21 protein-coding genes are annotated in these 18,505 nt (G+C 66.7%); 9 read left to right on the top strand and 12 right to left on the bottom strand.

Translation table 11 applies throughout. The features are described from left to right. Window positions 1–193 precede the first annotated feature (193 nt). Window positions 194–1,606 carry an Nramp family divalent metal transporter gene (locus tag E2E30_RS07555; RefSeq protein ID WP_133188698.1) on the top strand — a complete coding sequence of 471 codons (1,413 nt, stop codon included), beginning with the start codon at window positions 194–196 and terminating at the stop codon, window positions 1,604–1,606. A 210-nt stretch (window positions 1,607–1,816) separates the two neighbouring features. Here the strand turns inward: E2E30_RS07555 and E2E30_RS07550 are convergent, their stop codons facing one another. The 11 genes from E2E30_RS07550 to E2E30_RS07500 form a co-directional block, all read right to left on the bottom strand. Next, on the bottom strand, window positions 1,817–2,818 hold the full coding sequence (locus tag E2E30_RS07550) for an NADPH:quinone oxidoreductase family protein (RefSeq protein ID WP_133188696.1): 1,002 nt from the start codon (window positions 2,816–2,818) through the stop codon (window positions 1,817–1,819). After that, window positions 2,781–3,410 carry a 3-isopropylmalate dehydratase small subunit gene (leuD, locus tag E2E30_RS07545; RefSeq protein WP_133188694.1) on the bottom strand — a complete coding sequence of 210 codons (630 nt, stop codon included), beginning with the start codon at window positions 3,408–3,410 and terminating at the stop codon, window positions 2,781–2,783. The genes E2E30_RS07550 and leuD overlap by 38 nt, the downstream gene beginning before the upstream one ends. Window positions 3,411–3,537: 127 nt before the next feature. Then, complete coding sequence (gene leuC, locus E2E30_RS07540) at window positions 3,538–4,974, bottom strand: 3-isopropylmalate dehydratase large subunit (protein ID WP_133188692.1); 1,437 nt, start codon at window positions 4,972–4,974, stop codon at window positions 3,538–3,540. A gap of 114 nt (window positions 4,975–5,088) precedes the next feature. Then, window positions 5,089–5,565, bottom strand: coding sequence for an AidA/PixA family protein (locus E2E30_RS07535; protein WP_206365657.1), 477 nt, complete (start codon window positions 5,563–5,565; stop codon window positions 5,089–5,091). Window positions 5,566–5,622: 57 nt separating this feature from the next. Beyond that, window positions 5,623–6,024, bottom strand: a complete 402-nt coding sequence (locus E2E30_RS07530) for a hypothetical protein (RefSeq protein ID WP_133188688.1) — start codon at window positions 6,022–6,024, stop codon at window positions 5,623–5,625. A gap of 233 nt (window positions 6,025–6,257) precedes the next feature. Further along, on the bottom strand, window positions 6,258–7,145 hold the full coding sequence (locus E2E30_RS07525) for an alpha/beta hydrolase (RefSeq protein WP_206365656.1): 888 nt from the start codon (window positions 7,143–7,145) through the stop codon (window positions 6,258–6,260). After that, a complete protein-coding gene (locus E2E30_RS07520; protein WP_133188686.1) occupies window positions 7,142–7,825 on the bottom strand; it encodes a glutathione S-transferase family protein in 684 nt (227 codons plus the stop codon). Before E2E30_RS07520 ends, E2E30_RS07525 begins: the two co-directional genes overlap by 4 nt. Window positions 7,826–7,829: 4 nt before the next feature. Further along, window positions 7,830–8,465, bottom strand: coding sequence for a 3-oxoacid CoA-transferase subunit B (locus E2E30_RS07515; protein WP_133188684.1), 636 nt, complete (start codon window positions 8,463–8,465; stop codon window positions 7,830–7,832). Beyond that, window positions 8,465–9,322 (bottom strand): 5'-nucleotidase, lipoprotein e(P4) family, encoded by an 858-nt coding sequence (locus tag E2E30_RS07510; RefSeq protein ID WP_133188682.1) that lies wholly within the window; start codon window positions 9,320–9,322, stop codon window positions 8,465–8,467. Before E2E30_RS07510 ends, E2E30_RS07515 begins: the two co-directional genes overlap by 1 nt. Before the next feature lie 143 nt (window positions 9,323–9,465). Then, window positions 9,466–10,167, bottom strand: coding sequence for a CoA transferase subunit A (locus tag E2E30_RS07505; RefSeq protein ID WP_133188680.1), 702 nt, complete (start codon window positions 10,165–10,167; stop codon window positions 9,466–9,468). A 65-nt stretch (window positions 10,168–10,232) separates the two neighbouring features. Beyond that, window positions 10,233–11,147 (bottom strand): SMP-30/gluconolactonase/LRE family protein, encoded by a 915-nt coding sequence (locus tag E2E30_RS07500; protein WP_133188678.1) that lies wholly within the window; start codon window positions 11,145–11,147, stop codon window positions 10,233–10,235. A gap of 116 nt (window positions 11,148–11,263) precedes the next feature. Between E2E30_RS07500 and E2E30_RS07495 the strand changes: the two genes are divergently transcribed. From E2E30_RS07495 to E2E30_RS07465, 7 genes are all read left to right on the top strand, one after another. Next, window positions 11,264–11,632, top strand: a complete 369-nt coding sequence (locus E2E30_RS07495) for a BlaI/MecI/CopY family transcriptional regulator (RefSeq protein ID WP_133188676.1) — start codon at window positions 11,264–11,266, stop codon at window positions 11,630–11,632. Next, window positions 11,629–13,353: a M56 family metallopeptidase gene (locus tag E2E30_RS07490; RefSeq protein ID WP_133188674.1), complete on the top strand. Its 1,725-nt coding sequence runs from the start codon at window positions 11,629–11,631 to the stop codon at window positions 13,351–13,353. The genes E2E30_RS07495 and E2E30_RS07490 overlap by 4 nt, the downstream gene beginning before the upstream one ends. Window positions 13,354–13,433: 80 nt before the next feature. Further along, entirely contained in the window at window positions 13,434–14,303 is an 870-nt protein-coding gene (locus E2E30_RS07485) for an MBL fold metallo-hydrolase (protein ID WP_133188672.1), read from the top strand. Then, window positions 14,300–14,983: a DUF4230 domain-containing protein gene (locus E2E30_RS07480; RefSeq protein ID WP_133188670.1), complete on the top strand. Its 684-nt coding sequence runs from the start codon at window positions 14,300–14,302 to the stop codon at window positions 14,981–14,983. Before E2E30_RS07485 ends, E2E30_RS07480 begins: the two co-directional genes overlap by 4 nt. Window positions 14,984–15,087: 104 nt before the next feature. After that, complete coding sequence (locus tag E2E30_RS07475) at window positions 15,088–15,861, top strand: hypothetical protein (RefSeq protein ID WP_240699066.1); 774 nt, start codon at window positions 15,088–15,090, stop codon at window positions 15,859–15,861. A 51-nt stretch (window positions 15,862–15,912) separates the two neighbouring features. After that, window positions 15,913–16,923: a quinolinate synthase NadA gene (gene nadA, locus E2E30_RS07470; protein ID WP_133188668.1), complete on the top strand. Its 1,011-nt coding sequence runs from the start codon at window positions 15,913–15,915 to the stop codon at window positions 16,921–16,923. Between the two features lie 8 nt (window positions 16,924–16,931). Next, window positions 16,932–17,216, top strand: a complete 285-nt coding sequence (locus E2E30_RS07465; protein ID WP_165954474.1) for a DUF6894 family protein — start codon at window positions 16,932–16,934, stop codon at window positions 17,214–17,216. A gap of 14 nt (window positions 17,217–17,230) precedes the next feature. Here E2E30_RS07465 and E2E30_RS07460 read toward each other — a convergent pair whose 3' ends face one another. After that, window positions 17,231–17,953 carry a Crp/Fnr family transcriptional regulator gene (locus E2E30_RS07460; protein WP_133188664.1) on the bottom strand — a complete coding sequence of 241 codons (723 nt, stop codon included), beginning with the start codon at window positions 17,951–17,953 and terminating at the stop codon, window positions 17,231–17,233. Between the two features lie 247 nt (window positions 17,954–18,200). Here E2E30_RS07460 and E2E30_RS07455 point away from each other — a divergent pair, with 247 nt between their 5' ends. Next, window positions 18,201–18,458 carry a DUF6894 family protein gene (locus E2E30_RS07455; protein WP_133188662.1) on the top strand — a complete coding sequence of 86 codons (258 nt, stop codon included), beginning with the start codon at window positions 18,201–18,203 and terminating at the stop codon, window positions 18,456–18,458. Window positions 18,459–18,505 lie beyond the last annotated feature (47 nt).

The raw sequence follows: 18,505 nt of genomic DNA, 5'->3' as shown, positions 1-18,505 counted from the left end.
CCCCTTGGGCCTGTCGAAATAGCGCCTTCGAGATAAGCGTGCTGCAGGGCATGCGCAACGCCCGCCGCGCGGCTTCGCATCGAAAGCAACTTTGTCGCATCTGAATCGCTTGCTTGGCCGTAGCCGGAACAGCCCGCATCGGTTTACACGCAATCGATCGCTTCACTGTCCAAAGCCGGGATTTCGACCATCAATGGCCACATTGCCCGACCGATCCTCTCCGCAAGACCTGGCGCCGTCGTTGCCCGAGGCGCACCGCACGCTCAAGGTATGGGCGACGGGCGATGCGCGGCGTTCGGGCTGGCGGCAATGGCTGGGCTTTGCCGGGCCGGGGTTCCTGGTCTCGGTCGGCTATATGGACCCGGGCAATTGGGGGACCGATCTCGCGGGTGGTAGCCAGTTCGGCTACAGTCTGCTGTGGGTCATCCTCGCCTCGAACCTGATGGCGATCTTCCTGCAGATCCTTTGCGCGCGATTGGGCATCGTCACCGGGCGCGACCTCGCGCAGTCGTGCCGCGATTATTATCCGCGGCCCGTCGCGGTGGCGCTTTGGCTGCTGTGCGAGATCGCGATCATCGCCTGCGATCTGGCCGAGGTGGTCGGCTCGGCGGTGGCGCTCAACTTGCTGCTCGGGCTGCCGCTGGTGTGGGGGGTGCTCGTCACCGGGCTCGACGTGCTGCTGTTGCTGCTGCTGATCAATCTCGGGTTTCGCAAGATCGAGGCGGTGGTGATGGCGCTGATCGCGACGATCGCCTTGTGCTTCGTCTACACGATCTTTCTCGCCAAGCCCGACTGGAGCGCGGTGGCCTTGGGGGCGGTGACGCCGGCGATTCCGAATACCGCGGCGTTGCTGGTGGCGCTCGGCATCCTCGGCGCGACCGTGATGCCGCATAACCTCTATCTGCACAGCTCGATCGTCCAGACGCGCGCGGTCGGGCGCACGCCGCGCGACGTCAAGGCGGCCTTGTGGTTCAACACGCTCGATACCGTGCTCGCGCTGGGCGCCGCGTTCTTCGTCAACGCCGCGATCCTGGTGCTGGCGGCGGCGGTGTTCTGGCGCTCGGGGATCGTGGTGGATGATCTGCGGCAGGCGTTCGAGTTGCTGCGCCCGGCCTTGGGCGGCGTGGCGGCGACGGCGTTTGCGCTGGCGTTGCTGGCCTCGGGGCAGTCGAGCACGATTACCGGGACGCTTGCCGGGCAGATCGTGATGGAGGGGTTCCTGCGGATCCGTATTGCGCCGTGGATCCGCCGGCTGGTGACGCGCGGGATCGCGATCGTGCCGGCTCTGGTGGTGATCTCGGCGAGCGGCGGCAAGGATACCGTCGAGCTGCTCGTGGTGTCGCAAGTCGTACTGTCGATGCAGCTGCCGTTCGCGATCTTCCCGCTGATGATGGTGACGAGCAGCCGCGCGCGGATGGGGGACTATGCCAATCCGCTATGGGTGAAGCTGGTCGGGTATGCGATTTGCAGCGTGATCGCGGTGCTCAACGTTTATCTGCTGTGGCAGACGATCGGGCCGGTGTGGGTTGGGGTAATGGCGGCGGTGGTGGTGGTGTTTGCGGGGTCTGTGTGGCTGTCGGAGAGCCGTTCGGCGGAGCGCGCTTAGCGGGACGGTAAGCGCGGCGTCGCGTCTTCACGCTTTCGCGTTAAGAGACGTGGGTTCACGCTAAGTCGAGAACCATCTTCTTCTCCGCGTCTCCGCGTCTCCGCGAGAACCAAATTTCTTGTTCACGCGGAGACGCGGAGAGAAAGAAGAAAACTCTTAGCGATACCCTTTCCGTCGCCCGCAATAGGTCCGGGGTGACGAATGGGGGCGTCAGTCCGCTACCTTCACCACCAGCTTCCCAATCGCGGCGCGGGCGGCCATCTTGGCGATCGCCTTGCCGCCATCTTCGAATGCGAAGGTCTCGGTGACGCGCGGGGCGATCTTGCCGTCCTGCCACAGCTGGAAGAGCCGCGCGATGTGCGCGGCGTTGGCCTTGGGATCGCGTGCGGCGAAGGCGCCCCAGAAGACGCCGCAGACGTCGCAGCTCTTGAGCAGCGTCAGGTTGAGCGGGAGCTTGGGGATGCCGGCGGGGAAGCCGACGACGAGATAGCGCCCCTCCCATGCGATCGAGCGCAGCGCGGGCTCGGCATAGTCGCCGCCGACCGGATCGTAGATCACGTCGTAGCCGGCCTTTCCGCCGAGCGCCTTGAACTGTTCGGCCAGCGCCTTGGACTGGTCCTTGTCGAACGGCGCGCGGGCGTAGATCAGCGTCTCGTCGGCACCCGCATCGCGCGCGGCCTGCGCCTTTTCCTCGGACGACACCGCCGCGACGACGCGCGCGCCGAACGCCTTGCCGAGTTCGATCGCCGCCAAGCCGACGCCACCCGCCGCGCCGAGCACGAGCAGGCTCTGGCCTTCGGCGATATGCCCGCGGTCGAGCAGCGCGTGGATCGTGGTGGCATAGGTGAGCAGCAGCGCCGCACCCTCGGCGAAATCGCGCTCGGGCGGGAGCGGGTAGAGCGATCCGGCCGGCACCGCGACCTTCTCGACCAGCCCACCGTGCCCGGTCATGCCGATCACGCGGTCGCCGACGCTCCAGCCGGTCACGCCTTCGCCGATGCTCTCGATCACGCCGGCGATCTCGCCGCCCGGCGCGAACGGGCGTTGCGGCTTGAATTGATATTTGTCCTCGATGATCAGCACGTCGGGATAGTTGATCGCGCACGCCTTGACCGCGACCACGACCTGCCCCGCGCCCGCCACCGGATCGGGCAGTTCGTCGAGACCTAGAGTTTCAGGTCCGCCCGCCGCTTTCGACAGAAGTGCTCGCATGTGCCCGGTCTCCGCTCATCCACGGCCGGTGTTCTTTTACCCCGGCTTCGTATTTCGAAATCTGGGTATCTCTTGCCAGCGTCAGACCGATCTCGTCCAGCCCTTCCATCAGGCACTGGCGACGAAACGCGTCGAGTTCGAAGTCGAAGCGATCCTGATAGGGAGTGGTGACGGTCATCGTCTCGAGATCGACGGTGATCGGCTGGTCTTGCGCGACCTCGATCAAGCGGTCGATCGCGTCCTGCGGCAGCACGACCGCGACGATCCCGTTCTTGAAGGCGTTGCCCGAAAAGATGTCGGAAAAGCTCGGCGCGAGGACGGCGCGGATGCCCATGTCGGCAAGCGCCCAGGCGGCATGCTCGCGGCTCGACCCGCAGCCGAAATTGTCGCCCGCGATCAGCATCGGCGATCCGGCATAGCGCGGATCGTCGAAGATGTTGCCGGGGACCGCGCGCACCGTTTCGAACGCGCCATTGCCGAGCCCCTCGCGGGTGATCGTCTTGAGCCAGTGCGCGGGGATGATGACGTCGGTATCGACGTTCTTCTGGCCCCAGGGATAGGCCTTGCCCGAAACCTGCGTCACTGGCTGCATGCGTTAGCGTCCGGTTGATGTCGGCGTGGTCGCCGCATTGGTCTTGGCGGTGGCGACATAGGCGGCCATCCCGCTGAGAATGGTGCCCATCACGAGCAGAACCAGAACGCGCTTCATACAATGCCCCTCAAGAACTCGTAACCAGGTTACGAACATCGCTCAGTCTTCCCGTGACGGCGGCCGCAGCCGCCATCGCGGGTGAAACCAGATGCGTGCGCGCACCCGGTCCTTGCCGTCCTACGAAATTGCGGTTCGAAGTGGAAGCGCAGCGTTGCCCCGGCGGCACTTTGTCGGGGTTCATCGCCAGGCACATCGAGCACCCCGGCTCGCGCCATTCGAACCCGGCGGCGAGGAAGATGCGGTCGAGCCCCTCTGACTCCGCCTGCGCCTTGACCAGCCCCGAACCGGGCACGACGAGCGCGGTGACGCCATCGGCGACGTGACGCCCGTCGGCGACCTTCGCGGCAGCGCGGAGGTCCTCGATGCGGCTGTTGGTGCAGCTGCCGATGAAGACGTAATCGACGCCGACGTCCTGCATCGCGGTGCCCGCGGTGAGGCCCATATAAGCGAGCGACTTGCGCGCGGCGTCGCGCTTGGCGGGATCGGCGAAGCTGTCGGGATCGGGGACGACGCCGGTGATCGGCACGACGTCCTCGGGCGAGGTGCCCCAGGTCAGCAGCGGGGCGATCTCGGCCGCGTCGATCGTGACGACCGCGTCGTACACCGCGCCGGGGTCGCTCGGCAGCGTGCGCCAATAGGCAAGCGCTGCGTCCCAATCGGCATCTTTGGGCGCCATCGGGCGGCCTTTCAAATAGGCGAAGGTCGTCTCGTCGGGCGCGACGAGGCCGGCGCGCGCGCCCGCTTCGATCGACATGTTGGCGATCGTCAGGCGGCCCTCGATCGACATCTCGCGGATCGTCGAGCCGGTATATTCGAGGACATAGCCCGTCCCGCCGGCGGCACCGAGCTTGCCGATGATCGCCAGCGCAACGTCCTTGGCGGACACGCCGAAGCCGAGCGTGCCGTCGACGCGGACTTCCATCGTCTTCGACTGGCCGAGCAGCAGCGTCTGCGTGGCGAGCACATGCTCGACCTCGCTCGTGCCGATGCCGAAGGCCAGCGCGCCGAGTGCGCCGTGCGCCGAGGTGTGGCTGTCGCCGCAGACGAGCGTCGTGCCGGGGAGGGTGAAGCCTTGCTCGGGGCCGACGACATGGACGATGCCCTGTGCGGGCGCGAGCGCGTCGATATAGTCGATGCCGAAATCGGCGGTGTTGCGGGTCAGCGCGTCGAGCTGCGCCGCGCTTTCGGGATCGGCGATCGGCAGCGGGCGGCCGGCGGAGTCGCGGCGCGCAGTGGTCGGCAGGTTATGGTCGGGTACCGCGAGCGTGAGGTCGGGGCGGCGGACGGTGCGGCCGTTTGCGCGGAGGCCGGAGAAGGCCTGCGGGCTGGTCACTTCGTGGACGAGGTGACGGTCGATATAGATCAGGCAGGTGCCGTCTTCGCGCTGTTCGACGACGTGGTCGGCCCAGATTTTTTCGTACAAGGTGCGGGGGTGGTTCGCCATAAGGCGCTCGCCCTAGCCGAAAGATGCGCCGAGGCAAAGCTTTGGATGCCGGAAGTTGCGCCGCGCGCAAGACGGCGACTGCGCGTACCCGTCGATACGCGCAGCGCCGCTCCCTCACTTTGCAGTGATAAAGGGGTCCCAATTGACGTAATAGGAGATCGGGCGGAGTTGGCCGACCGTCACCTTGATCTGGATCTGATAGGTCTGGTGGCCGACATTCATCGCCTGACCGATCCAATAGGCGCCGACCGGTTCGGTACCGATCGGCGGTTGTTGCTGTGGATAGCCTTGCGAGCCGAACACCGACCCCTGCGACACGGTGAAACCGGTGATGATCACGGTATCGCCGCTGCCGGGATTGATCGGCACGGTGTTGAAGCCGATCAGCGAGCCGACCGGGACGACGGTCGACAGCTCCATCTGGCCTTCGTTGGTGCTGCCGTTCGAGACCTGATTGTCCATCATATAGACGCCGTGGCTGATGTTCTGTCCCTGCTGCGAGGCGACATAGGCGGTGTCGACCGCGATGGTAACGAAAGCCTGGGGCTGCAGCACCGCCGTCTGCACCAGCACGAGGTTGGATGCGCTCATCATTGTGACGATTCCTTTGCGATTTCGAGAAGATCGGATCGGGCGCGCGTCGCGCGCTTATTTCACCGCCATCGACGGGTCGAAATTGATCGTGATGCCCGCGCTGCCCGGCTGCTTCTGGGCGTTGATCGTGACTTGGTAAGCATCCTGACCGGTCGCCTGGACCTGGCCGACAAAGGCGCCGGTGCCGTCGGCTTGCGGCTGGCCGCCCGCGCCCCAGATGTTGGCGTTGCCGATCGCGGTGAGCGTCGGGACGACCGTGCTGGTCGCATCGATGTTGTAGACGTTCCATTGGATCGTCGAGCCATTGGTCACCTGCGTCAGCAGGTTGGGCGTGCCTTCGTTGGTGCTGCCCGCGCCGACGCGGTTGTCGACGGCATAGACGCCCCTGGTAGAGCCATTCTGGATCGCGTTGATATCGACCCAGATCTGGATGAACACGGTTGCTGAGCTTGCCACTCCACTCTCCTTCGCTGCGTGATGGGGAACGCGGTGCGCGGCAGCGTCGGGGAAATCGGGTCCGATCGCTGTCGCGCAGGGCTTAGCCGACGCAGGAGGGGCGCGCAGGCGATGTTGGCGCCGAAACGACCCGAACCACGGGCGCGCGCGCGGGCGACGGCGCGCGGTCCTGGATATTTCCGCTGCACAACGGATGCGATTGTTCGCAAAGGCCAGTCGCGCGCGTGCGCGGCTCAGCGCGCGGGCATCGTCCGGTTCAGGAAGGCGACGCTGTCGGCGAGCACGGGCGCCTTGCCGCGGAACGGCACCGACAGCGCCATCGCGACATTCTCGTGGTTGATGCCGGGATAGTTGCGGAACTCGACTGCGCCGCCCTGTGCTTTCAGCGCAGCCGTCAGATGGATCGCATTGCGTGGGCGCACCTCGGTGTCCTCGGTCGAGGTGACGAGCAGCATCGGCGCGGCGTCACCGCGCGCGAAGTGGATCGGCTGCGTCATCAGCGGGTCCTTCGCGCCCTGCATCGCGTCGATCGAGCGCTTCTTGTCGAACGGGTAGAAATCGTACGGGCCCGACAGGCCGACCGCGGCCTTGATGATCCTGGGGTCGACTTGCTCGGCCGCGAGCCAGCGCGGGTCGAGCGTCAGCATCGCGACGGTGTAGGCGCCCGCCGAATGGCCCGCGACGCCGATCCGTGCCGGGTCGCCGCCATATTCGGCGATGTGGTCGCGCGTCCATCTGACCGCCTGCGCGCCGTCCTGGAGCATCGCGGGGAAGCGGATTTGCGGGACCTTGCGGTAATCCGGGACCACCACGACGAAGCCGTTTCGCGCAAAGGCGCGCGCGGCGAAGGCATATCCCTGGCGCGTGCCCGCGACCCAGCCGCCGCCATACCAGAAGATCAGCACCGGGCGCTTGGTCACCGGGCCGGCGGGGCGCCACACGTCGAGCGTCTGGCCCTCACTGCCGAAGGGGAGCGCGGTGCCGGGGCGTTCGACGCCCGAGCCACCGCCCATCGCCGCGTCGAGCAAGCTGAGCTGGCCGGGCGGCGAGACGAGCGCGTAAAGTGCTCCGCCGGCGACGACGAGGAGCAGCACGATTCCCGTCAGCGCCCAGCGGATCATGCGCGATGATCCGCGGTGATCATGCCCGCTGCGGCGAGTTCGGCCTCATGCGCCGCCTCGCGCCAGCTTTCGGTGAGCGCGGCGCTTTCCCATTCGCGCATTGCCGGATGCTCGAGGATGCGCGCGACCCACGCAGCGCCCGCCGCGCCGACATCGAGGCCATAGGTGCGCACGCGGAAGGCGACCGGCGCGAAAAAGGCGTCGACCGCGCCGAACGTCGGGCCGGCAAGCCACGGCCCGCCGAAGCGATCGAGCCCCTCGGCCCAGAGTTCGGCGAGCCTGGCGATCTCGCGGGCGAGCGCCGGGGTCGGGGCGGGGGGGCTGACCCGGACGCCGACGTTCATCGTATAGGCGTTGCGCACCGCGCCGAAGCCGCCGTGCATTTCGGTGGTGGCACACTGCGCCCAGCCGCGCGCGGCTGCGTCGTCCGGCCAGACGCCGGGGTGCCGCTCGGCGAGATAGAGGACGATCCCGAGCGAATCCCACACGGTGCGGTCGCCGTCGAGCAGAACGGGGACCTGCCCGGTCGGCGAGAACGCCCGGAAGGCGTCGTAATTGACGGCTTGCGTGAAGGGCTCGAGCCGATCCTCGAACGGAATCTCGAGCGCGCGCAGCAACAGCCACGGCCGCAGCGACCAGCTCGAATAATTCCGGTTCGCGGTGATCAGCGTGTAGCCCATCGCCTTACACCGCGTACTGCGCGGTGGTCTTGGCGGCGATCTCGTCGGCGGTCACGCCCGGCGCCATCTCGATCAGCTTGAAGGGCGACTGATGGTCGGGCCGCTGGAACACCGCGAGATCGGTGATGACCATGTCGACGACGTTCTTGCCGGTCAGCGGCAGCGTGCAGGCCGGGATGAACTTGGGGTCGCCGTTCTTCGAGCTGTGCTCCATCACGACGATGATCTTCTTGACGCCGGCGACGAGATCCATCGCGCCGCCCATGCCCTTGATCATCTTGCCCGGGATCATCCAGTTGGCGATGTCGCCATTCTCGGCGACTTCCATCGCGCCGAGCACGGTCAAGTCGATATGCCCGCCGCGGATCATCGCGAAGCTCTGGTCCGAGCCGAAATAGGCCGATTGCGGCAGCTCGCTGATCGTTTGCTTGCCGGCGTTGATGAGGTCGGCGTCTTCCTCGCCTGCGAGCGGGAAGGGGCCGATGCCGAGCATGCCATTCTCCGACTGGAGCGTGACGGTGACGCCCGCGGGGATATGGTTGGCGACGAGCGTCGGGATGCCGATGCCGAGGTTCACATAGAAGCCGTCCTGCAATTCGCGCGCGGCGCGGGCTGCCATTTCGTCACGAGTCCAGGCCATTATTTCTCTCCAGAATTGGTGGGCGTCCAGCGCTTGTCGGCGGGGAAGACCTGGTCGATCCCCCCTTTCAACGCGGTGCCGTAAACGGGGTTGGGCAGGACGAACCAGAAGCGGCCCCACATGCCGTGGATAGGAGGCGACGAGGCCACCGCGCGGCGCTGCTGCGGGGTGCCGGCGAACAGGTCGGAGAAGTCGCCGAGCTGGTCGCCGCCCATCGCCACGACGCAATAACGCGCGGCGATCGCCTGGCGGCGGGTGTCCTTGCCCGAGCCGCTGCCGAGATCGCCCTTGAGCCACAGCGTGTCGCCGTGTTTGGCGGTGCCGAGGCCGGCATGGCCGATCGCCTGTTCAGTGAAGCTGGCGGTCGCGGCGGAGCGGTTGGTGTTGAAGACGACCGTCACGCCCATCGCGCGAAGCTCGTTGACCGCGGCGATCGCGCCGGGGACGGCCTCGACGCGGTCGACGCCGGCTTGCTCCCATTGCTGCCACAGCGCTGCGTCGTAGGGGCGCCCGGGGTGCCGCGCGTCGTCATATTCGAAGCCGAGGTTGAGCAGCAGCGTCTCGTCGACGTCGAACACGACCGCGCGGGGGCGGTCGCCGCAGGGGATGGTAGCAGGCTGGTCGAGCGTGGCGCCGGGCTGGAGGACCGCCGAGGTGCGGTCGCTCATCGCCTTGAAATCGGCCTTCTCGCTCGCGATGCGGCGGCGGACGGCGTCGACCAGGACGTTGTAGGCCTGGTGATCGAGCGCGGCGGCTTCGCCCGAGCCGTAGAGGAATTGCATGCCGGGGGGGATGGTGGGGGCGGCTGACACGGGCGCGACGGGTGCCTGCGGCACGGTCGTACATGCGGACAGCATCAACGCGAACGCTGCCGCTATCCCCCTCCCGCTTGCGGGAGGGGTTAGGGGAGGGAATGACCTGGAAGCTTGGGCGACGCCCGAGACAGGCCCTCCCCCAGCCCCTCCCGCAAGCGGGAGGGGGGAAGAAGAAGCGAGGTGATTCACGCCGCCTCGCGGACGGTGCGGAATTCGATGCGCTTGTCGTATGGGCTGCCGATGATCATCCGCTTCACATAGATTCCCGGCAGATGGATGCAGTCGGGATCCAACGACCCGACCGGGACGATCTCCTCGACCTCGGCGACGCAGATTTTGCCCGCGGTCGCCATCGGCGCGTTGAAGTTGCGCGCGGTCTTGCGGAAGATGAGGTTGCCGCTCTCGTCGGCCTTCCAGCCCTTGATGATCGACAGATCGGCGCGGATGCCGCGCTCGAGGATGAACTCTTCCCCGTCGAACACCTTCACTTCCTTGCCCTCGGCGACGAGCGTGCCGACGCCGGTCTTGGTGTAGAAGCCGGGGATGCCAGCACCACCCGCGCGGCAGCGCTCGGCGAGCGTGCCCTGCGGGCAGAATTCGACCTCGAGTTCGCCCGAGAGATACTGCCGCTCGAATTCCTTGTTCTCGCCGACGTACGAGGAGATCATCTTCTTGACCTGGCGCGTGCGGAGCAGCTTGCCGAGGCCTTCGCCGTCGATGCCAGCATTGTTGCTGGCGATCGTCAGGTCCTTGGTACCGGCGTCGCGGATCGCGTCGATCAGCCGCTCGGGGATGCCGCACAGGCCGAACCCGCCGGCGCAGATCGTCATGCCATCATGGAGCAACCCGTCGAGCGCAGCTGCCGCATCGGGATAGAGTTTCTTCATGATGCATCGACTCCTTGTTTTGGAGCGCGATAGGCGGGGCCGCGGCATCGATCAATAAGGAGGGATCAATATGCCAGGCGCAACCCCGGCCGCGGCCATTCCATGCTCACGAGCTGCCCGGTGCCCGACAGCGTGATGTAGGCGGTGCGCATATCGGGGCCGCCCCAACAGATGTTGGTGGTGAACGGATCGGGCGTGGCAACGAAATCGACGAGTTCGCCCGCAGGCGAGATGACCGATATCCCGCTCTCGCCGATCGTCGCGACGCAGATGTTGCCGCATTCCTCGACGCCGAGCGAATCGAAGAATTTGTAGCCGGCGGGGCGGTAGAGCGGGATGCCGGGTCCGCCGAGGCCGGCGGTGAGATCGACCTCGCCCGGCGCGGTGATGTCGAACGCCATCAGCCGGCAGGTATAGGTCTCGGCGGCGTAGAGCCGCTTGCCGTCGGGCGAGAGCCCGATGCCGTTGGGGTTCTCGCTCGGGAAGATCACCTCGGCGAGATGGCGCCCGTCGGCGTGCGAATAGAAGATGCCCGTGACGTCACGCTCCCGCTCGCGCGTTTTGCCGTGGTCGGTGAACCAGAAGCCGCCGGCATCGTCGAACACGATGTCGTTGGGACCGCGCAGGCTGCAGTGGAAGTCGCCGTCCTTGTAGAGCACCTCGACCTCGCCGGTCTCGATGTCGATCCGCTCGATCCGCCCGCCCGAATAATCATCGGGCTGGCCGTGCGGGACGAGCAGCCCGCTCGGGGTTTCGACATAGTGGAAGCCGCCATTGTTGCAGCAATAGAGCTTGCCGTCGGGGCCCAGCGCCAGGCCATTGGGGCCGCCGCCGGGTTCGGCCACGGTGGTCTTGGTGCCGTCGGGATGCACGCGCGTGATGCGGCCGGCTTCGATCTCGACGAGGATGACGCTGCCGTCGGGCATCGCCACGGGGCCCTCGGGAAAGCGCAGGCCGGTCGCCAGGGTGGTGAAAGTCATCGCTCCGCTCCTGTTTTTTGGGGCAGCCTATCCCTCCTGCCGGGACGAGCAAGCAGGCACTTGACTACAGACGTAATCGATACGATTACATCCGTAGTCATTACGGAGAGCGACTCGTGGCCGAACGCATCAGCGATGCCGAACATGCAGTGATGGAAGTGTTGTGGGACGAGAGTCCGCTGACCGCACAAGACGTGGCCGAGCGCATTCCCGACACGCGCGAGTGGAGTGCCAACACCGTCAAGACCTTGCTCGGGCGTCTGCTCGCCAAGAGCATTATCGCGCATGAACAGGATGGCCGACGCTATCTGTATCGTCCGCTCGTGAAGCGGGAAGACTATGTCGCGGGCGAATCGCGCAAGTTGATGGATCGGCTGTTCGGTGGCAGACTGAGCCCGCTCGTCGCGCACCTCGCCGACCGCGATGCGCTCACCGCACAGGATATCGCCGAGATCGAAGCACTGCTCAAGGAGCTCAAGGCATGACCGACTGGATCTCGCCAAGCTGGCTGATCGAAGCGCTGATCGGATCGAGCGTGCTGATGGTCGCCGTGCTGCTGTTGCGGCGCCCGGTGCGCAAGGCGTTCGGCGCCGATGTCGCCTATGCGCTGTGGCTGCTCCCGGTGCTGCGGCTGGCGCTGCCGCCGCTGCCAAGCGCGTGGCATGACGCGGCCGTCGCGCCGGTGCTGCACGCGACCGAGCAGATGAGCGTGCTGTTCGCCGAGCCCGTCGCCGCCGCGACCGCGGCGTCGGCGCCGGCGCAGGAATGGCTCGTTCCCGTGCTCGCCGCACTGTGGATCGCGGGGGCGGGGGCGTTCGTCGCGTGGCATGCGCTGGCGCATCACCGCTTCTGCCGGCGGATGCTCGACCAGGCCGCGAGCAGCGAAGAGCATGGCGGCGTGTACGTGATCGAAACCGGCGCCGCGAGCGGTCCGCTCGCCTTCGGGGTGTGGCGCCGCTACGTCGCCTTCCCGCACGATTTCGCCGAGCGGTTCGAGGCCGAGGAGCGCGATCTCGCGCTCGCGCACGAGCTTGGCCATCATGCGCGCGGCGACCTGATCGCCAATTGGGTCGCCTTGGTCGTGCTCGGGCTCCACTGGTTCAATCCGATCGCCTGGCGTGCCTTTCGCGCGTTCCGCGCCGACCAGGAAATCGCCAACGATGCGCGCGTGCTCGCCGGCATGAACCCGATGCGCCGCCACACCTATGCCTGCGCGATCCTCAAGGCGGCGCATCCGAGCTTCCTCGGCGGCACGGTGTCGGCGACCTGCCATCTGCACACGATCGACGATCTGAAAGGGAGGTTGAAGATGTTGACCACGACCAGGACGTCGCGCACCCGGCTGCTGGCGGGGGCAGGAATGCTGACGCTGCTCGCCGCGGGTGGGCTTGGCCTCACCGCCTCGGGCACCGCCGCCGCCGCCAAGGTGCGCAGTACGGTGGAGGCGGCCACGGGGGTCGATCTCGCGAGCCTCGACCAAGCGGTGGCCGCCCCGCCGCCGGCCGCCGCCGTCCCTGCGGCCCCGCCTGTCCCGGCCGCGCCACGCCCGGCACCGCGGATGCGCGAACACGTCGAGGCCTCGGACATGCCCGGCCCGGGCCTGCCGCCCGCGCCCGAGCCGCCACTCTCGCCGTCGGACACCGCCGATGCCGTTCCGCCCGCGCCGCCTGCACCGCCGATGCCCGCGACCGGCAAGTCCGGCCCGGGCATGACGACGACGATGGTCACGGTGACCAAGGACGGCAAACGGGTCGTCCGCTATGGCCGCTACGTAAAGCTCAACCGTGATGGCAGCGCGACGCTGGTCGGGGAGATCGGGGCGATGCCGCCGATCCCTGCGATGCTTGCGAGGCCTGCGATCGGATCGATGCCGCCCATCCCGCCGATGCCGCAAGTCTCCTCGCGGAATTGCGGTCCGCGCGGCAAGGACGGAACGATGGTGATCAAGGAGCGCAGCGCGATCCGGCAGCGCATCATCATCTGCACCGATCGGATTGCTGCCGCGGCCGCCAACGGCGCTGCGATGGCTGCGAACAGCAAGGACATGGAGCGCAACGCGTACAGCCATGCGCTCGACGGGCTTAACCGCTCGCGCGCGCACGTCATGGCGTCAGCGGCAATGACTGCCGCGCAGCGCAAGGAAGCGCTCGCCGGAATCGATACCGCGATCGCCGAACTCGAAGCGGATCTCGCGCACGCCCGATAAGACCTGGCGGGAATGGCTGGGCATGAGATCCGACGGGTCGCGCCCTTGCCTTCGCCGGCGCGACCCGCCATTTCGATGCGATGAGCGAGCAAACCCCCGGCGTGCCCGAGCAGCTCGAGCCTCTTGTCGCCCGCCTGCTCGCGCCCAATCCGTCGCCTTTCACGCACACCGGCACGCAAGTGCATCTGGTCGGGACGACCGACCTCGCGGTGATCGACCCGGGACCCGACGACCCAGCGCATATCGACGCGATCGTCCGCGCGATCGCCGGGCGACCGCTCCGCGCGATCATCATCACCCATACGCACCGCGACCACAGCCCCGGATCGCGCCCACTGGCCGCCGCGATCGGCGCGCCGATCGTCGGCTGTGCGCCGCTCGCGCTCGACGACGCAGGGATCCGCGCCGATGCGGCGTTCGACCGCGGCTATGCGCCCGACCGCGTGCTCGCCGAGGGGGACAGCGTATGCGGGGAGGGGTGGACGCTGACCGCGCTCGCGACGCCGGGGCACACTTCGAACCATCTCGCCTATGTTCTGCCCGAGGCGCACGACGGCGCGGGGGCGCTGTTCAGCGGCGATCATGTGATGGGCTGGTCGACCAGCATCGTCTCGCCCCCCGATGGCAACATGACCGCGTATATGGCGAGTCTCGAGAAGCTGCTCCCGCGCACCGAGCGTCGCTATTATCCCGCGCACGGCGACCCGATCGAGAACCCGCAGCGCCTCGTTCGTGGGATGTTGGGGCATCGCAAACAACGCGAGGGGCAGATCCTGCGCAGCTTGCGCGACGCGCCCGCCGCGATCGGCGAGATGGTCGCGCGCATGTATGTCGGGATCGATCCGCGGCTGTTCCCCGCCGCCGAGCGATCGGTGCTCGCGCATCTGATCGACTTGCGCGACCGCGACCGCGTCGCCGAGCAGGGCGGGGTCTGGAGCCTGACGTCATGACCTTCATCGGCAAGTTCGCCGCGGCGCTCGCGCTGATTGCGCTGTTCATCCTCGGGCTGGTGTGGGGCATCGGCGCGCTGGTCGAGCACAAGCTCGCCGGCCCCGATCCGGTGACGATCGCGAGCGGCTCGCTCGAGGGCTTACGCGAACAGAACCGGCTCTCGGCCTTCGCCGCGCGCTTCGTCGCGGTGTCGACCTCGACGCAATCGCAATTCGGGCTGCAGGCGAAGAAGACGCTGATCATGCCCGGACTCGTCGAATATCATGTCGACATGGGCCGCCTCAGCAAGCGCGACGTGACGTGGGACGCCAAGACGCGGACGCTCGGCGTCGTGCTGCCGCCGGTCGAGGCATCGGCGCCGCAGATCGACCTGACGCAGATCCGCGAATATGGCGAGGGCGGCATCCTCGCGACGATTACCGATGCCGACGCGCGGCTCGAAAAGGCGAACCGTGCCGCGGGGCAGCGCGAGTTGGTGCGCCAGGCGAGCGGCGCGGTGCCGATCCGGCTCGCGCGCGACGCCACGCGCCGTGCGGTCGAGCGCAGCTTCGCGCTGCCGCTGCGCGCCGCGGGGCTCGATGCGAGCGTCAAGGTGCGCTTTGCCGACGAAGCCAAGGACGGCAGCGAAGTGTGGGATACGACCAAGTCGATCGCCGAGGTTCTCGCCAACCGCTCCTGATGGATGTTAGCGAATCAAGCCCGCTTCGCCTGCTCGAGTTGCGTGTTTTGCCCGCTCGACTGTGGTAAGACGCGTCCACGAGTCGGTTTCATCGGGGGGTGGGCATGGCAACTATCGCAGCGCCGGATACGATCGTGCGGAGCGACGATCGTTTCTTTCTCGTTACATCCTATCTCATGGCGTTGGTCGTCTTTGCGGGCTTTTCCCTTGCGCTGGCGAGCGGCCGGTCGAGCTTCGCCTCGCCACCGATCGTCCATGCCCATGCGCTCGTCTTCATGGGGTGGGTGGTGCTGTACGTCGCGCAGAACAGTTTGGTGTCGCGCGGCGCCATAGCGCTGCATCGCGGGCTGGGCTGGATCGGCGCGGGCTGGGTCGTCGCGATGGTGGTGCTCGGAACGCTCGTCACGACGAGGCTGGCGCAGCTCGGGCGCGTGCCGCCCGTTTTCCTGCCAGCGCAGTTCCTCGTGTTCGACCCGGTGCTGATCCTGACCTTCGCCGGGCTGACCGCCGCGGCGATCGTGCTGCGGCGGTCGACGCAGTGGCATCGCCGGCTGCATTATTGCGGGATGGCGCTGCTGCTCGGGCCCGCGTTCGGCCGCCTGCTGCCGCTGCCGTTGCTCATTCCGTATGCCTATGAGGTCGATTTCCTCGCTGTCCTGATCTTCCCGCTGATCGGTATCGTCGCCGACATCCGCCGCTCGGGTTCGGTCCATCCGGCGTGGTGGTGGGGGCTCGGGGCGATCGTCGGGTCGACGGTGCTGGTCGAGCTGATCACCTTCAGCCCGCTCGGCGCGGCGTTCTACGCGGCGGTCGTCGCTGGAACACCCGGCGCGGCGGTCTCGGGCTATGCTTTCCCACCATTCCCGGGAATGCCTTGATCCCGCGCGCGCGTGCGTCCATTTGACGACCTCCACGACGAGGAACTGACTATGGACGCGCGCAACGGGATCGGCGGTAGCCTGACGGGATTGGACTTGCGCGCCGAGATCGACCGGCTGCGGACCGAGCGCAACGCCGTCATCCTCGCGCATTATTACCAGAAGCCCGAGATTCAGGATCTGGCGGATTTCGTCGGCGACAGCCTCGACCTGTCGAAAAAGGCCGCGGCGACCGACGCCGATGTCATCGCCTTCTGTGGCGTGCGCTTCATGGCCGAGACCGCCAAGATCCTCAGCCCCGACAAGATCGTCGTGCTGCCCGACATGGATGCGGGCTGCAGCCTCGAGGACAGCTGCCCGCCCGACAAGTTCGCGGCGTTCCGTGCGGCGCATCCCGATCACATCGCGCTGACCTACATCAACTGCTCGACCGAGGTGAAGGCGCTCAGCGACGTGATCGTGACGAGCTCGTCGGCCGAGAAGATCCTCAGCCAGATCCCGCTCGACCAGAAGATCATCTTCGGCCCCGACAAGAATCTCGGCGGCTATCTTGCGCGCAAGACGGGGCGCGAGATGCTGTTGTGGCCGGGCGTGTGCATCGTCCACGAGGCGTTCAGCGAGACCGAACTGCTCAAGCTCCAGCTGCAATATCCCGGGGCGCCGGTCGCCGCGCATCCCGAATGCCCGCCCTATATTCTCGATCATGCCGATTATGTCGGGTCGACCAGCGGGATCCTCGCCTTCGCCGACACGATGCCCGGCGACACGCTGATCGTCGCGACCGAGCCGCACATCATCCACCAGATGCAGAAGGCGGCGCCGCTCAAGAATTTCATCGGCGCGCCCGGCGCGGACGGCAACTGCAACTGCAACATCTGCCCGTACATGGCGCTCAACACGCTGGAAAAGCTCTACGTCGCGCTACGCGACCTCACCCCGCGCGTCGAGATCGAGGAAGGGCTTCGCTTGCGCGCCAAGAAGAGCCTCGATGCGATGCTGGCGATGGCGAGCGGGACGGTGGGGATGGGCGATCTTGGCCCATTACGTGTGTCCGGCGACTGATTGAGTTTATGGAAGCACCCCCGATGCTATGCGAAACCATCGGGATGCAGCGCTATTTCTTCCATGTCCTGAACCAGACCTCGTACGTTCGCGACGAGGTCGGTGCCGAGCTGGCGTCGCTCACGCTTGCGCGCGCGCGCGCGTCAGACGCGGCGGGGGAGATCCTGACCTCGGACCTGCGCGAGGGAAAGACCGACATCGTCTTCGACGTGCACGTCGAAGATGACGAAGGCGCGCGCTTCCTGACGGTCCACATCGTCGCGACCGTCGAGGCTGGAGCGCCGCCGCACTGACGCGCCGGCTTCGGTTATGACAGGTGCAGATAGCGCGGGTTGAAATCGCTCGCGTCGCGCAGTGCGTCCCAGTTCAGGATCTTGATCTTGCGCCGGTCTCGCGAAATGAGGCCGCGCTGCGTCAGGGCGCGCAGCACGCGATTGACGTGCACCGGGGTGAGGCCGACGGCGTCGCCGAGCTGCTCCTGCGTCATCGGCAAATCATAGTGTCGCTCGTTCGCGCCGGTGGTGATGTGGAGCCTGACCGCCAGTTCGCACAGCAAATGCCCGACACGACTGTGCGCGTCACGCCGCCCGACATTGACGATCCATTCGCGAGAAATCGACGCGCTGATCAATGCTTCGGTCCACAAGGCCGTGCCGATCGCCGGACGCGTCAGCGCGAGCTTGCGCAGCGCGGCCGAGTCGATCTCGGCAACGCTGCCGCGTGTCAGAGCCTGGACGTTATGATCAGACTCGCTGAGGAAGAGATGCTGCAAATCTATGAAATGCCCTGGTATTTCGATCGACACGATTTGGCGGGCACCCTCGGTCGTCAATTTCTGGCGATAGCAGAAACCCGACAGCAGGAATGTGCAGCGCGGGGTCGGCGCGCCCTCGCGCACGAGATAGCTCGAGGTTTCGACCTCGCGTCGCGTGTACGCCAGGGCGCGCATCGCGCTACGGTCGTCATCGGTCAGGGTCGCGCGCGATTCGAGTCGGGTGACGATCGTCTCGAGAACAGGATCGAAATGCATTGGCCCTCCGCCGGGGCGGGAGCGTAAGCATCTCACAGTCGCCTAGGACCCTGTAGCGGTGCGCGGTATGCCGCGCTTTAGCGTGGATCGTTCTGGCTGCGCCTATCAAATATCAATACTCTCAATGCGGTGCGCGGTTTTCGGTAGAGCGCGGAGGGGCGCGGTGATAGGCTCGGAGCGAAGCCGAACCGACGGACCGGCGTCCGTGAGACGCGTACCCGTCTCTCGTCTCATGCGAGGAGCGTATATGCCTCGGTGGTATTTCCACCTGTATCAAGCCGGCGATCTTTTGCTGGATCCCGAAGGCGTCGAGATTGCCGATCTTGCCGAAGTGCGGACACGGGCGGTCGCGTGGGCGCGCGATATCATTGCTGCCGATGCGAGGAACGGAGCGCTCTATCTCGACACGCGGTTGTGTGTCGCGGACGATCGCGGCGCCACTGTGCTCGACATCGCCTTTGCCGATGCGATCGCTGTTGTGCCCGGCCGCGATACGGTCGCCTGACTCGGTCGCCGTTGCGCGCCGAGCGGCAATTTCTGGCCTGATCGCCT

This window comes from Sphingomonas sp. AAP5 (assembly GCF_004354345.1).
In the GTDB taxonomy this organism is placed as follows: domain Bacteria; phylum Pseudomonadota; class Alphaproteobacteria; order Sphingomonadales; family Sphingomonadaceae; genus Sphingomonas; species Sphingomonas glacialis.
Note: the sequence above shows the minus strand (reverse complement) of the source record. Positions and strands in the feature narration are given on the sequence as shown.

Excerpts from the sequence above, each read along its gene's own strand:
- E2E30_RS07535 (WP_206365657.1), bottom strand. The coding sequence starts at position 5,565 with ATGAGCGCATCCAACCTCGTGCTGGTGCAGACGGCGGTGCTGCAGCCC.
- leuD (WP_133188694.1), bottom strand. The coding sequence starts at position 3,410 with ATGCAGCCAGTGACGCAGGTTTCGGGCAAGGCCTATCCCTGGGGCCAG.
- E2E30_RS07475 (WP_240699066.1), top strand. The coding sequence starts at position 15,088 with ATGGCAACTATCGCAGCGCCGGATACGATCGTGCGGAGCGACGATCGT.
- leuC (WP_133188692.1), bottom strand. The coding sequence starts at position 4,974 with ATGGCGAACCACCCCCGCACCTTGTACGAAAAAATCTGGGCCGACCAC.
- E2E30_RS07520 (WP_133188686.1), bottom strand. The coding sequence starts at position 7,825 with ATGGGCTACACGCTGATCACCGCGAACCGGAATTATTCGAGCTGGTCG.
- nadA (WP_133188668.1), top strand. The coding sequence starts at position 15,913 with ATGGACGCGCGCAACGGGATCGGCGGTAGCCTGACGGGATTGGACTTG.
- E2E30_RS07550 (WP_133188696.1), bottom strand. The coding sequence starts at position 2,818 with ATGCGAGCACTTCTGTCGAAAGCGGCGGGCGGACCTGAAACTCTAGGT.
- E2E30_RS07490 (WP_133188674.1), top strand. The coding sequence starts at position 11,629 with ATGACCGACTGGATCTCGCCAAGCTGGCTGATCGAAGCGCTGATCGGA.
- E2E30_RS07500 (WP_133188678.1), bottom strand. The coding sequence starts at position 11,147 with ATGACTTTCACCACCCTGGCGACCGGCCTGCGCTTTCCCGAGGGCCCC.
- E2E30_RS07510 (WP_133188682.1), bottom strand. The coding sequence starts at position 9,322 with ATGCTGTCCGCATGTACGACCGTGCCGCAGGCACCCGTCGCGCCCGTG.
- E2E30_RS07505 (WP_133188680.1), bottom strand. The coding sequence starts at position 10,167 with ATGAAGAAACTCTATCCCGATGCGGCAGCTGCGCTCGACGGGTTGCTC.
- E2E30_RS07455 (WP_133188662.1), top strand. The coding sequence starts at position 18,201 with ATGCCTCGGTGGTATTTCCACCTGTATCAAGCCGGCGATCTTTTGCTG.
- E2E30_RS07525 (WP_206365656.1), bottom strand. The coding sequence starts at position 7,145 with ATGATCCGCTGGGCGCTGACGGGAATCGTGCTGCTCCTCGTCGTCGCC.
- E2E30_RS07555 (WP_133188698.1), top strand. The coding sequence starts at position 194 with ATGGCCACATTGCCCGACCGATCCTCTCCGCAAGACCTGGCGCCGTCG.
- E2E30_RS07485 (WP_133188672.1), top strand. The coding sequence starts at position 13,434 with ATGAGCGAGCAAACCCCCGGCGTGCCCGAGCAGCTCGAGCCTCTTGTC.
- E2E30_RS07515 (WP_133188684.1), bottom strand. The coding sequence starts at position 8,465 with ATGGCCTGGACTCGTGACGAAATGGCAGCCCGCGCCGCGCGCGAATTG.
- E2E30_RS07480 (WP_133188670.1), top strand. The coding sequence starts at position 14,300 with ATGACCTTCATCGGCAAGTTCGCCGCGGCGCTCGCGCTGATTGCGCTG.
- E2E30_RS07465 (WP_165954474.1), top strand. The coding sequence starts at position 16,932 with ATGGAAGCACCCCCGATGCTATGCGAAACCATCGGGATGCAGCGCTAT.
- E2E30_RS07460 (WP_133188664.1), bottom strand. The coding sequence starts at position 17,953 with ATGCATTTCGATCCTGTTCTCGAGACGATCGTCACCCGACTCGAATCG.